This window comes from Echinicola pacifica DSM 19836 (assembly GCF_000373245.1).
In the GTDB taxonomy this organism is placed as follows: Bacteria; Bacteroidota; Bacteroidia; order Cytophagales; family Cyclobacteriaceae; genus Echinicola; species Echinicola pacifica.
Genome location: NZ_KB890738.1, coordinates 1034164 through 1047717 on the forward strand (window position 1 = coordinate 1034164; position 13554 = coordinate 1047717).

The following is a 13554-nucleotide window of genomic DNA, read 5'->3' on the forward strand; positions in this document are numbered from 1 at the left end:
TTGATATATGTACTCACTTCTATCAAGTGAATTTTGATAAAGATTGTTCCAATACTTTCGCAAATCTATACACATCTTCATAACTATTGTACAGTGGAGTAGGGGCAATTCGTATGACATTTGGGTTTCGCCAGTCTCCTACAATTCCATTTTTGTAGAAATCATCAAAAACTGCCTTTCCTCCCTTATGGATCAGTAGGGACAGCTGACAGCCACGTTGCTCCTGGTCTGCGGGGGTGATGATCTCCAGCATCCCTGAATCTCCGCTTATTTCCCTTATCAGGTATTCCAAAAAGCCCGTAAGCAATAGGCTTTTTTCGCGAAGCTTCGGCATGCCCGCTTCAAGGAAGATGTCCAGGGAGGCCTGATGAGCGCTCATGCCAAGTACATTGCCGTTGGACATCTGCCATCCATCTGCCCCGCTCATCGGCTGAAAACCCTTCTCCATATTAAAGCGCTGGGACTCATTATGCCCCCACCAGCCTGCAAAGCGTGGAAGTTGTGCATTATTGGCATGGCGCTCATGGACGAATATTCCGCCCACATTTCCCGGACCGGAGTTCAGGTATTTATAGCTGCACCAAGCCGCAAAATCTACGCCCCAGGAATGCAGCTCCAAAGGACAGTTGCCCACCGCATGGGCCAGGTCAAAGCCCACCACGGCTCCCTGCTCATGCGCTGCTTTGGTGATCTGCTCCATGTCAAATAGTTGCCCAGTGTAATACTGAAGGCCCGCCATCATCACGCAAGCCAATTCTTCCCCCTCCTGCCGAATGGCAGCCAGGATGTCTTCAGTACGCAAGCTGTGCTCGCCCGCTCGTGGCTTTATCTCTACTATGGTCTGCTCCGGCGATAATCCATGGTATTTTACCTGAGACTCTAGCAGGTACATATCCGAAGGAAATGCCCCTGCCTCGGTCAATATCTTTGTCCGCTTGCCTTTTGGTCGATAAAATGAAACCATCAAAGCGTGAAGGTTGGCTGTAAGCGAATTCATCGCTACCACCTCTTCTTCTTTGGCACCCAGGATATGGGCCAGAGCCTCCTTGCCACGCTTGTGAACCGTAAACCAAGGCTTGGGAGAGTCAAAATGGCCGTCCACCGCCTGCTCAGCCCATATTTTCAGGTCTTCCTCGATATAGTCCTTTGCAGCCTTTGGCTGAAGACCAAGCGAATTGCCACAGAAATAAATTACCTCATGCCCGTTTACCTTTGGGAAATAAAATCGATTACGGAATCGACGTAAATGATCATCTCGGTCCAATTCTTGGGCGTAAGCCAGACTATAGCGGTATGGGTTCATGATTCTGATGGATTATGGTCGATCTGCCAAATCAAATAATGCCGTTTGGTAGATTTATTTTTGCATTTCTGTTCCACAGGATTGGCAAATGCGATGGTCTGGATTAGACCAGAATCGCTCCATTACCGGTGGCAGCTGATTTACAATGTCGGTGATCACCTGATATTCTTCGTATAGTTTCTCGCCACAGTTTTCACAGTGCCAGATAAAGCCATCCATTTCACCCTCTCTTCTGTACCGCTCCACCACCAGCCCAACTGTATTGGCTGGCCTTCGCGGGCTATGTGGTACTTTGGCAGGAAGTAAAAATATCTCCCCTTCACGAATAGGAATGTCCTTAGGCTTCCCCTCTTCGATTACTTTTAGCACTATATCGCCTTCTATCTGGTAAAAAAACTCCTCCCCCTCATTATAATGATAGTCCTTCCGGGAGTTTGGGCCGCCTACCACCATGATGATGAAGTCATCATTGCCTAGATATACCTGCTTATTGCCTACTGGCGGCTTTAGCAAGTGACGGTTGTCTTCTATCCATTGTCTAAAGTTAAAGGGTGATGAAAGTGCCATGTCTTAAATTTGGTTTATTTGCTAGAAACATCTCGCCTTTGAAGGCCATAATGTTGTGCTTGATGCTAAAATTACTGCCCTAAAAGTAACAAAAAACTAGCAGTTTTACTCAGCCAGAAGTTCTTTTAAACAGGCGGGGTCTAGCAGACTTTTTTTGACCTTGAAGGACTAATTCCACCTTTTCCCCTGGTTAATAATTGGCCTGGGGGCTAGCTTCTATTAAATGCTGGTGACTTAGCAAAATCATTTTGGCTGTTAATCCCCTCATTGTGCGATGGGTTTTGGAGACAATAAGCGATTTACTTCTTACATTAGCAGTGATCAAAACCAGATTATAATTCTATGTCTTCTCATCATTTTGTAAAAGAACAGCAGGAACCAGCGCTGCTCATTCTAGATGCTTCATCCTATGCCTATGAAGATATCGCTCCCTTGCTGGAGTGGGTGCCCACCGTCCTGGTGGCGCAGCATCAGGTGGATAAGGTGCTTTCTTGGGGGATTAAAATCGATGTAATATTAGCAGATGAGGCTTTTCAAAAGGTAAATTATAGCCTTCTCGAAGAACAATATCCACTGAGGTTCCTGACCGTGAAGGAGCAGAAGTTCCTCGAAGAAGGACTGCAATACCTTATTGCCACCAAACATGGAGCAGCCAACCTGGTTGGTTATGATCATCAGCATGCTAATTTACTATTGCCACATCTGGAATATATAAACCTGGTTATTTTCGATGGACCCATGCGCTATTTCCCCGTTAGGGATAAGTCATTTCAGAAGTGGTTTGCTCAGAGTGCCGTGCAGATCCATGGTGCGGAAGGCCAGCCCGTGGAAATTCAGTCCGCCGAGCAGACGCAGATTGTAAATATCAAATATGCGACTTTTGTGGAGCTGGATGAAGGAAGCCACAGCATCAGAGCCATGCATCCGATCTGGATAGGCGAGATGATCAAGTGATCTAGTCGCTTAGCCCTGCCTGATGGCGCTGAGGATACGAGGTTTTCCTTGCATATCTTCATGAATCTCCACCTTTTTGTAGCCTATAGTGGTCACCAGCTGGCTTGTTTCTTCTGCCAGGGCTTCGTTGATTTCAAAGTATAAACGGCCTCCAACTTTTAGTGCAACCAAGCCTTTTTCCGCTATAGCTCTATAGAAAATCAATGGATCTTCGTCCTCAACAAATAGGGCTAAATGTGGCTCATAATCGAGGACATGAGCTTCCATGGCCTTTTTTTCCAGCTTACGAACGTAAGGAGGATTACTTACGAGAATATCCAATTGGCGGATAGGGATGGGCTGCGTCAAAATATCTACCTGGCAAAAATCCACCCTTGCAGCTAATTTTTCCGCATTCTTCTTAGCGATTGCCAGAGCGGCTGTGCTTATGTCCACAGCGCTCACTTCCGCTTTCGGAAGCTCCAGACTTAATGTGATTGGAATACAGCCTGAACCCGTGCCAATGTCCATAATCTTGGGATGGTCAGACGTGTTTTCTTTAAGGATAAGATATACCAGTTCCTCCGTCTCCCTTCGTGGAATTAAGACGGCCTCAGTGACATAGAAATCATGCCCATAGAAATGAGCCTGGCCAAGGACATATTGGATAGGTTCATTATTCTGCAACCTGAGCAATGCATCATGGAGGGCTTCTGGAAGGTCAGATACCTCAGTATTCATGAGAATGTCCTTTCGGCTGAGCTTCATAAAATGGTCCATCAGCCAAAAAGCCATCGTTTCTGCCTCACCTTTAGGGAAATGAGCACCTAGCTGCTGGAGGATATGACTATAGATTTTTCTGCTCGAATCCATGATGACAAAAGTAATTCTAAAGGTGTTTATTTGGGTCAACTATCAATTCACCAAAGCCAGCTGTGCTCAGTCATTATCTCTTAAGCGCACATATTGGAATAGGTCGCCGATTTGGTCGTTTTTAATATAACCGAATTTGAGGATAGCTTCTTCCACAAATCCAGACTTCTCCAATACCCGCATGGAGGCAAGGTTATTTTCATAGACCTGTGCATAGACGCGGTGGATAGGAAATCGCTGAAAGATATATGGGACAAATAATTTAAGCGCTTCCGTGGCAATGCCTTGTCCCCAATAGGCCTCCCCAAGCCAAAAGCCTATCTCCATATTGGTGCGCAACTCCTCCTTACCAATGACGCCGCCAATGGCTCCGACCAGCTTGCCGTCCATTTCTATCGCAAAATTCTGGGAAGGAGTAAATTTAATATTATGTTCTATCCAAGCCCTGGCATCATGCAGGGTGTATGGATGGGGAAAACTGTCTTTGAGATTTTGTGAAATACGGATATTGTTGGCCAATGGGTACAACTTGTGGAAGTGATCCTGTCCCCAACTTACTAGCGCGATGGAATTTTCTCCTTGAATTTTCATTTTTGTTGCGGATACGTGTTATTCTTTTAACTGCATTGCAGGCATTGCATATTTCATACCCTTTCCGCTCAGATCTCTCAGTTTTTGAGAGATCAATTCTCCATTCCTGTATTTTTTAGTCTTTCAGCATTTTCGGCAAATCTCAATGCTCCGATAAAATCTTCAATATTTCCATCCATCACATCGGGAAGGTTATAGGCCGTTTTGTTGATTCTGTGGTCTGTCACACGGCTTTGAGGGTAATTGTACGTTCGGATCTTATCAGATCGATCACCACTTCCCACCATTGATCTTCTTTGGGCACCGACCTCTTCATTATGCTTCGCCAATTCTATTTCATAGATCCTTGATCGTAAAACTTTCAAGGCTTTTTCGAAGTTTTTGATCTGTGACTTTTGATCCTGACAGGTCACCACAATTCCCGAAGGCTCATGGGTCAGCCGCACTGCTGAATAGGTGGTGTTTACCGACTGCCCTCCAGGTCCTGAGGAGCAATAGGTATCTTTTCGTACCTCATTCATATCGATCTGCACATCGACTTCCTCCATTTCCGGAAGTACAGCCACGGTGGCTGCAGAGGTATGTACTCGTCCCTGGGTCTCTGTGGAAGGCACTCTTTGTACCCGATGGACCCCAGATTCGTATTTGAGCATGCCATATACATCTGCACCAGATACGGTGCTGATGATCTCCTTATATCCCCCGGCCGAGCCAAAGGTCAAATCCAAAATGGTGAGGTTCCAGTTTTGCTTTTCAGCAAAGCGCTGGTACATCCGAAATAGGTCGCCTGCAAAAATGGCCGCTTCATCGCCACCCGTTCCGCCGCGGATTTCCAAAATACAATCTTTGGAGTCATTTGGATCCTTCGGGATGAGCATCTGCTTCAGCTCCTTCTCCAACAATTCCTGGCTTTGCTTCAGCTCTTCAAGTTCGGCTTTTGCCATTTCTCTGAAATCAGGGTCTTTTTCAGAATCCAGCATTTGTTTGGAGCTTTGGATATTGTCCAGAACCAGCTTGTATTCATCATATACCTGCACGACCTTTTCTAGGTCTTTATATTCTTTGGTTAGCTTGGTGTATTTGCCCATATCCGCCATAGCATCTGGCTGGATGATTAACTGTCCTACTTCCTCAAAGCGATCTTTGATATGCGCTAACTTATCTAGCATAATTTATTATTCTTTTTAGATCAACAAAATTAAGAAAATATGTGATACCAAATAGTCCTTATGAGATTGCCTATCTTTATTACCTTGCTTTTTATTATAATCAATAGCTCCTTTATAGGTCCCTGGCCTTTTGGTAGCAGCTCTGGATTGACATGAAGCTAGATTGAATCTTTGGAGAATAAAATTTACCTTTGAATAACGTGCAAAGAAAAATGATGAAATATTTCTTATTATTCGGTCTCTCCATGGGCTTAGTAGCCTGTGGTTCTGGTGAGAAAATCGATCGTTCGGTTTTTGAAGAAGTAAACCAGTCCATGGAAGTCAAGAAAGTCAATGAAGCTGAAATCCTCAATAAGGGAATTGAGTGGGGGAATGAGTTGAGTCAAAAGGCGCAGGAGCAGCTTATCGGGCAGCTTACTAAGGCTATTTCCGAAAAAGGAACCCTTGGCGCCCTTGAATACTGCAATATCCAAGCTCTGCCCATCCTTGAAGAAGTCTCTTCGCCAAAAAATGTCACGATCAGAAGGGCCTCCAATGACTATAGGAACCCCAAGGATAAGCCTACTGAAGAGGAGCAGATGATCTTAGAAGCCTATGAATACAATGAGGAAAATAATATAGAGAGTAAGGCCAATGTCCAGGAAATCAATAATGGAGAAGCCTTGCTTTATACTAGCCCCATAAAGATCCCAGGCAAGCTTTGCCTGCAATGTCATGGGAATATTGAAGAAGATATCGATAGCGCTACCTGGGACAAAATTCAGTCTTTATACCCCGATGATCAGGCCACAGGGCATGAGATTGGGGATTTGAGGGGGATGTGGAGTATTATTATTCCTAAAAAGGAACTCATAAAAAAATTATAAACTAAGCCCAGTTGGATTGACTGGGCCTAGTTTTACTTTTCCATCTGGATAGTATCGACTTGCAGAATAGCTCTCATGGATACCTTAAGGTATTGCTGAGTACGGTCCTGCAATTCCTGGAAACTAGGATCTCTTTTGGTTTCTGAGAATATCACCGTTTGCATAAAATCGGCATTTAGCACCAGGTGCTGTGTTAATGATTGAAGAGTGGTATAAAGCATTAAGGTGTCCACTCCAGCTTTCATCTCCCCTTTTTCCTGGCCTTGCTCCACAAATCCCCTTAGGATCATATAGTGCTGATGCCTTCTTTGGATGATAAAATTCCTGATATATCCATTATGAATCATGCCATTTTCACGGCTTATAATGCGATGTAGGTGTTGATTACTGATAAATTTACGCACGTATTCATCCGTTACCCATTCCAGTTTTTTCCAGCTACTGAGACTTTCATCTTGCAGAAGGTCTTCGATCTTTGACTGTAAATAGTCTCCTCTGTACAGGAATATCGATTCCAGCAATTTGTCCTTGCTGTCAAAGTAATAAGAGATCATCGCCACATTGACATCCGCCCGCTTGGCGATCTCCCTTACCGATGTGCCCGAAAAGCCATGCTCCGCAAACAACTTTTCGGCCACTTCCATAATCTTAATCTTCTTCTCATTTAATTCCATGAAGCATTTTGATTGGTTGTCTATTATTAAACGACTGTTTAGTTTTTTAGGTTAAACAATTGTTTAATTATTTTTCAGCGTATAGGCCAAAAGACCCAAAAATAGCTTTAATGGCACATTTTTCCTAAAAAAAAATTGAGCTGTTGCATCTGATTTATTAGATAAATTGGTAAATAGCTGTTTTTCAAGGCTATAAATATATGTTAATAAATATTAAAACCTTTAGTGCTATTTCACTAAATGATGCGAATCGATTTTTTCAGCTAAACTAAGACTGGGAAATATAGCCCTCGCTAGCGGTTGAGAGTAGATTGGGAGTGTAGTGTTAGAGGGAGCGCCAATATAAGGATATTCATAAAAAAAATACTCCTGTTTCCTTTTGAATTATAGCATTAGTTCAAAAAAAGAGGCTGTGTCCTACATTTGCGGGCCCAAATACGATTCTTTTCCTGGTGAAAGTGGCGGTTTTCCATAGTATGCCTACGGCATGAGATAGGAAAACCAGGATCGTATGAGGTGGATGCAAGGGGTAGGATACAGCCTCAGTAATATTAAGGTTCAAATCAAATATTCTGCTTTTTCAATTCCTTTACGGCATAGTCACAGGCCCTGGCTGTGAAAGCCATATAAGTAAGGGAAGGGTTTTGGCAGGCAGAAGACGCCATAAATGAGCCATCGGTCACGAAGACGTTTGGTACTTCATGCATCTGATTAAAGCCATTGAGTACGGAAGTTTTAGGATCCTTACCCATTCTGGCGGTGCCCATCTCATGGATACAGTGACCTGGAGGCGGGGCATTATCATAAGAATTGATATTAGTCGCACCTGCAGCCTCAAGGATGTCGATAGCACTTTGGCGCATATCCTTTCTCATTGCCAATTCATTTTCTTTGAATTCGCAGTCGATATCTAAGGTTGGAAGGCCATTTGCATCGAGTTTGTCTCTGTTTAGGCTTACTTTATTTTCGTAGTAAGGAAGATGCTCGCCCCAGCTTCCGATACCAAATCTCCAGTCTTCGCTAGGCATTGTTTGGGCCATTTTGAATTCTGCACCGATACCAGCCGGGCCTCCCTGGCCTCTGCCGCGGTTTCCACCTCCCTGATAGCCAAATCCTCTCACATAATCATCCCGCTTAGTGGCTTCACTGATATTTCTAAATCGAGGAACGTAAATTCCATTTGGCCTACGGCCATAATAATACTTGTCTGAGAAGCCATCAATGGATCCTGAAGCGCCCACGCCGAAGTGGTGGTCCATCAGATTATGACCTACTTGCTCACTACCATTGCCAAGACCATTCGGGAAAGCCTCCGAGATGGAGTTTAGCAATACCCAGGAGGTGCCAATTGTGGAGGCGTTTAAGAATACTATTTTAGCATAATATTCCATATACTCCTTAGTCTCCTGATCCATGATCCGTACGCCGGTGGCTTTGCCGGATTCCTTGTCATAAAGCACTTCTGTGACGATGGAATAAGGTCTTAGCGTCATATTTCCCGTTTGCATGGCTGCTGGAAGGGTGGCGCTATTGCTGCTGAAGTATCCCCCAAAAGGACAACCTCTAGCGCATAAGTTACGGTATTGGCAGGGTCCACGGCCCTGAATTGCCTCTGTGGCATGCGCAGCTCTACCAATGGTGATGATACGATCATCAAATTTCTCCTTGATCCTCGCCGCTACGTGTTTTTCGACGCAGTTCATTTCCATCGCTGGTAAAAAATGACTATCTGGAAGTTGAGGAAGACCTTCTGCCTGGCCACTTATACCGGCAAATTTCTCTACATAGGTGTACCATGGAGCCAGCTCCTTATACCTTACTGGCCAGTCCACACCGAAGCCGTCCTTGGCATTGGCTTCAAAATCAATATCACTCAAACGGTAACATTGACGACCCCACATCAGGGATCTTCCACCCACATGGTAGCCTCTCAGCCAGTTGAAAGGCTTGACTTCATTATATGGATTTTCCTTATCATTCACCCAAAACTGCTCCGTAGCTTCGCCAAAGGCATAGCATCGGCTCTGAATAGGATGGTCGTCCTTGGAGGCATTGGTCGTGCGACCATGATGATCGAGCTCCCAGGGGTTGAGATTTGTAGTCGGATAGTCTTTGATATGCTCGACATTCCTGCCTCTTTCGAGTACTAATGTTTTTAGGCCTCTTTCGCTGAGTTCCTTGGCGGCCCAGCCTCCACTAATCCCGGATCCTACGACGATGGCATCGTAAGTATTCTCTTTAGTAGCTTTTATATTTAAATTCATGATTGTTTTTTGGGTTATGCCCAGGCTTTATCTCCCGGCTTAAAATCTATGCATCCTTCATACCTACCTGGCACCAACTCGTATCGTAAAGCCTGTGTGGCTCCAGCTTCTGAACTGAAATACCCAAAAAGTGTAAGTTCTTTTATGATTTTATATCCTCTGACAAGGTCCTTGTCCAAGTCCCCATCTTTGCCATAGACTTTCTCGTCTATACCGCTGATAAGCTGCACTCGTTCTTCTGGACTGCTTCCCAGAAAGTCCTGATCTGATCGTAGGTAGTTCAGGGTTTTGGAGACTTTTTCTCTATCCTCAATAGTATAGCAGTCCTCCAACATCTTCACGGTGAAGGCTCCGATTCCTACGGCCTTGGCCCCTGGAGAGTCGGGGGTTTCGGGGATAATAATATCTCCCACATCCGCCAATATCCCGGTTTCCTCTTCACCAAAAGTACCTATGGCGGATTCATTTGAGCTGGTGCAGCCCTGCTGGAATACCATAAGGGTTGATGCCGACATAGCACCTCCAAACAGCACTGCCACGCTCTTCATTGCTTCGCGTCTATTCATATTTTTTTAGGGTTTTTACTTGATTTGAACTCATTAAAATATGGAATACATTATGCATTTGAAACATTTTTTTATAAAAAACACATATAACGGTCAAAATCTACCTGTGAGGGATAAGCGGTAAATGAATTTCTCTGTTTTTTGCGGATTTGCACTCCATGCTTAGGTGCTTCCTACCATATTATAAACGTACCATAAAGCCGCCTATTCCTTAGCCTTCTCTCCACCAAATCAGCAGCTGCCCCCTGTCCATTTACCAACTCATTAAAGCCAAAAATTAGAACCCTTAAGGTTTAGGATATAGGGTCTCCACCGGTAGCGCCCGGACCTTGTTTCCTTGAAATCCTGTCATGTCCTCGGCTGCAAAAAGGGAGTTGATGATGGCTTCTTCTGTGGCTTCAATGGTGGCCATAAATAGCCCGCTCATATGGTCATTGGCCACCTGATCCTGAGTCAGCAACTCGTCCGAAGAAAGCGAATAAGGGATGCGCATGGACTCGGCAGTGGAGAAGGCAATGACGTAATCCCCAGAGCCATTGGAGGCTATTCCGCCAGTTTTTGCTAAGCCTAGCATGGCCCTCTTCGCCATCCGCTCCAGGTTACGCGCGCCTAGAGGGGCATCTGTAGCAATGATGATCATACAAGAGCCATCGGCGGATTCCAGCTGCTGATGAAACGCATACTGGCCGAGCTCCTCGCCCAGGGCTCGGCCATCGATCTGTAATACACCTCCAAAATTGCTCTGCACCAAGGCTCCGACCGTATAGCCGCCCAGCTGCTTAGGCAAGACCCGGGAAGCGGTGCCTATGCCTCCCTTAAAACCAAAGCATACCGTCCCCGTCCCAGCTCCAATATTCCCCTCTTCCACAGGTCCTGATTTTGCCTGCACGATGGCCTGACGGATATGGCTGGGACGAAGGGACCTTTGGCGAATGTCATTCAGGTAGCCATCGTTTGTCTCGCCCACCAGGGCATTGACGCTCTTCACCTGCTCATTGCCCGGCTCAGACAGGGTATATTCTACAGAGCCGATGATCCCCTCTGCAATATTAAGGGTATTGGTGAGGACAATGGGCGTCTCGATATTGCCAAGCTCCTGCACCTGACTGCTACCAGCGAGCTTGCCGAAGCCATTACCGATATAGACTGCTCCGGGGACTTTTTGTTGGAAGATATTTCCGCCATGCGGCAAAATCGCGGTTGCTCCGGTCCGGATATTATCCCCTTCCACCAGACTAATATGCCCCACCATTACACCCTTTACATCCGTTATCGCATTCCAATTGCCTGGAGCCATTACTCCCGGACTGACGCCATAATCCCTCGCACGAGCCTGTGCATTGGCTTCCAGTGACAGCGCTACTAGTGGAAAGAATAGCATCGAAAATAAGATTAGTTTTTTCATAGTGCTTGGTGTTTTTCTAAAGTAAAAGGACTGATTGGTTCCGGCGATGGACGGGTCAGACGTACTTTGTAGTTTTATATATGGCCTTTCAGGCCAAAATTGATGATAGTGAATATACTATTAATTCCGACCTGAAGATTCTCCTCATCCTACTAATAATACACTTGCCGCGGTCAATTGGTTGGAACTTATTCAATTCCCATTCTTAGGAAAATAGCATTATTATAAATCCAATATAAAAACCTTCCCTTCCTCCAGCAAGCCTTAAAGCTAGACTCCAAATGCATTTTTTGGTCCAGCGCATACTGATCTAGTCAGCCAATATATCCGCGACCTCTATTATAAACCACCTATTTCCTGATTTCCCTTAGTCTGATATCACTTCTTTTGATCATCATATCATTCTTTTTGCCACGAAGTGGCTAGGTATATAACCTGCTAAAAAAAATAAAGTATAAGAAAGGAGATAAATTGATAGGCTTAAACCCTTTGAACGAAGTGACTGATACCAAAAAAATAAGCCAAGGCTTTAGAGGCCTTGGCTTATCACTTGCTGTAAATGGAGGCTATTAAACCACTGCTTTATAGCGATCTGCCACAGCATTCCAGTTGATTACATTCCACCAATTGGAGATGTATTTTCCTCTTTCGTTTTGATAGTTGAGGTAGTAAGCGTGCTCCCATACATCGATGCCCATCAGAGGAATCCCCTGAAGGTCCGAAAGGTCCATCAGCGGGTTATCTTGATTTGGGGTAGAGCCTACCTTGAGTTTTTTGTTTGCATCCATCACGAGCCAGGCCCATCCGGAACCGAAGCGTCCTTTAGCTTCACCCTCAAATTTCTCCACGAAGGCGTCAAAACTGCCAAAGGAGCTGTCTATGGCTGCTGCCAGCTCACCTTCGGGTTTTCCACCACCGTCAGGGGACATTATGCTCCAGAACAGCTCATGGTTATAATGTCCGCCACCGTTATTTCTCACTGCGGTGCTATAATTAGAGACCTTCATCAGTGTTTCCTCTAGCGGCTTGGTCATGTCGATCCCTTCTTCTTCAGCAGCGGCTTTCAGTTTTTTGGCGTAGCCAGCGGCATGCTTCGTATAGTGGATTTCCATGGTCATGGCATCGATATTCGGCTCTAAAGCCGCGTAATCATAGGCTAAGCCTGCCTGATCAAATCCCGTACTTAGGGAGGCTATTTCCTCTTCAGTGGCGGGCTTGCTGCTGCAGGCAGTCAGGAAAGCGGATCCTACAGCGGTGCTGCCAATGCCCACTGCCAAAGTGGCCTTAGTACTTTGTGTTATAAAAGTCCTTCTTGAAGGATTAAATGAAACCTTTTTCATTAGATATAAAATTTTATTCTGAAAATATTTTTAAATGAAGTACTTTGCTTTTTAAAATTTCACACTCTACTTTCAGCAAGTTAAATAATAGATCTATAAAATAAAACCATAAATCAGACAATCCGTCCGAATTAATGACAAGATGGTTATGTTTGTATTATAAAAGGAAAATGGATTGGTTTTTGAGCCAGCCAGAGGAGCAAACTATATTGTTTTTAGGATTGACATGGAAATATTATTTTACAAATACCAGGGCACAGGAAATGACTTTGTCATGATCGATGATCGTCAGGAGCGATTTGACCTGACCGATTTAGCTTTGGTAAAGAAGCTTTGTGATAGGAGATTTGGAGTGGGTTCAGATGGCTTGATTCTCATTCGTGAGAAGGAAGGCTATGATTTTGAGATGGTATATTATAATGCTGATGGATCTCAGAGCATGTGCGGTAATGGTGCACGATGCGCCGTGGCTTTTAGCAGTTATCTCGGGATAATAACCGCCGAAGCTCATTTTCTGGCGATCGATGGTCCTCATACCGCTAAGATTGACAATGGACTTGTGGAGTTGGGCATGGGAAAGGTTACAGGTATCGATCAGGTGTCCGCTGATTATTTTGTCAATACTGGTTCTCCACATCATATTCGTTTTGTGGAAGAGGTGGAGGCCTATCCTGTGGTAAAGGAAGGGGCGAGTATTCGCTACAGCAGCCAATATGAACCAAAGGGAACCAATGTCAATTTTGTGACTCCTCTGGCAGAAGATACCATTCAGGTGCGTACTTATGAGCGAGGCGTGGAGGATGAGACGCTTTCCTGTGGTACAGGAGTGACGGCCTGCGCCTTGGTCTATGGAAGCCAAAAAGGTAAATCACCTATATATATTAAAGCATCGGGAGGGGAGCTTTCCGTTAAGTTTAAAACAAATGAAGATGGGTCGTTTGAGGACATTTTGCTGATTGGGCCAGCAGAACAGGTATTTCAAGGAACTGTCACGATATAATTC

The 13554-nt window shown here is 44.8% G+C and carries 13 protein-coding genes; 3 read left to right on the plus strand and 10 right to left on the minus strand.

The genetic code is table 11. The features are described 5' to 3' along the window. Positions 1-22 precede the first annotated feature (22 nt). Together kynU and B050_RS0104415 are read right to left on the minus strand one after the other, a co-directional pair. On the minus strand, positions 23-1303 hold the full coding sequence (gene kynU / locus B050_RS0104410) for a kynureninase (RefSeq protein WP_018472681.1): 1281 nt from the start codon (positions 1301-1303) through the stop codon (positions 23-25). A 54-nt stretch (positions 1304-1357) separates the two neighbouring features. Next, positions 1358-1870: a 3-hydroxyanthranilate 3,4-dioxygenase gene (locus B050_RS0104415; protein WP_026235626.1), complete on the minus strand. Its 513-nt coding sequence runs from the start codon at positions 1868-1870 to the stop codon at positions 1358-1360. A 342-nt stretch (positions 1871-2212) separates the two neighbouring features. Here B050_RS0104415 and B050_RS0104420 point away from each other — a divergent pair, with 342 nt between their 5' ends. After that, positions 2213-2824 carry a hypothetical protein gene (locus B050_RS0104420; RefSeq protein WP_018472683.1) on the plus strand — a complete coding sequence of 204 codons (612 nt, stop codon included), beginning with the start codon at positions 2213-2215 and terminating at the stop codon, positions 2822-2824. Between the two features lie 9 nt (positions 2825-2833). On the opposite strand, the gene prmC is transcribed toward B050_RS0104420, so the two are convergent. The 3 genes from prmC to prfA all read right to left on the minus strand — a co-directional run bounded on the left by prmC (position 2834) and on the right by prfA (position 5436). After that, the gene (gene prmC / locus B050_RS0104425) at positions 2834-3676 is read right to left on the minus strand and encodes a peptide chain release factor N(5)-glutamine methyltransferase (protein ID WP_018472684.1); all 843 of its coding nucleotides are present in this window, start codon (positions 3674-3676) and stop codon (positions 2834-2836) included. Between the two features lie 66 nt (positions 3677-3742). Further along, positions 3743-4267, minus strand: a complete 525-nt coding sequence (locus tag B050_RS0104430; RefSeq protein ID WP_018472685.1) for a GNAT family N-acetyltransferase — start codon at positions 4265-4267, stop codon at positions 3743-3745. 92 nt (positions 4268-4359) lie between these two features. Continuing rightward, on the minus strand, positions 4360-5436 hold the full coding sequence (gene prfA, locus B050_RS0104435; RefSeq protein ID WP_018472686.1) for a peptide chain release factor 1: 1077 nt from the start codon (positions 5434-5436) through the stop codon (positions 4360-4362). Between the two features lie 212 nt (positions 5437-5648). Between prfA and B050_RS0104440 the strand changes: the two genes are divergently transcribed. Beyond that, positions 5649-6302, plus strand: a complete 654-nt coding sequence (locus B050_RS0104440; protein WP_018472687.1) for a Tll0287-like domain-containing protein — start codon at positions 5649-5651, stop codon at positions 6300-6302. Positions 6303-6334: 32 nt separating this feature from the next. On the opposite strand, the gene B050_RS0104445 is transcribed toward B050_RS0104440, so the two are convergent. The 5 genes from B050_RS0104445 to B050_RS0104470 form a co-directional block, all read right to left on the minus strand. Further along, positions 6335-6976, minus strand: coding sequence for a TetR/AcrR family transcriptional regulator (locus B050_RS0104445; protein WP_018472688.1), 642 nt, complete (start codon positions 6974-6976; stop codon positions 6335-6337). Between the two features lie 563 nt (positions 6977-7539). Beyond that, positions 7540-9240 (minus strand): GMC oxidoreductase, encoded by a 1701-nt coding sequence (locus B050_RS0104450; RefSeq protein ID WP_018472689.1) that lies wholly within the window; start codon positions 9238-9240, stop codon positions 7540-7542. Positions 9241-9254: 14 nt separating this feature from the next. Then, positions 9255-9806: a gluconate 2-dehydrogenase subunit 3 family protein gene (locus B050_RS0104455; RefSeq protein ID WP_026235627.1), complete on the minus strand. Its 552-nt coding sequence runs from the start codon at positions 9804-9806 to the stop codon at positions 9255-9257. A gap of 286 nt (positions 9807-10092) precedes the next feature. Next, positions 10093-11211: a DmpA family aminopeptidase gene (locus tag B050_RS0104460; RefSeq protein WP_018472691.1), complete on the minus strand. Its 1119-nt coding sequence runs from the start codon at positions 11209-11211 to the stop codon at positions 10093-10095. 569 nt (positions 11212-11780) lie between these two features. Then, positions 11781-12551, minus strand: coding sequence for a superoxide dismutase (locus tag B050_RS0104470; RefSeq protein WP_018472693.1), 771 nt, complete (start codon positions 12549-12551; stop codon positions 11781-11783). A gap of 226 nt (positions 12552-12777) precedes the next feature. Between B050_RS0104470 and dapF the strand changes: the two genes are divergently transcribed. Beyond that, positions 12778-13551, plus strand: a complete 774-nt coding sequence (gene dapF, locus B050_RS0104475; RefSeq protein ID WP_018472694.1) for a diaminopimelate epimerase — start codon at positions 12778-12780, stop codon at positions 13549-13551. Positions 13552-13554: the final 3 nt, after the last annotated feature.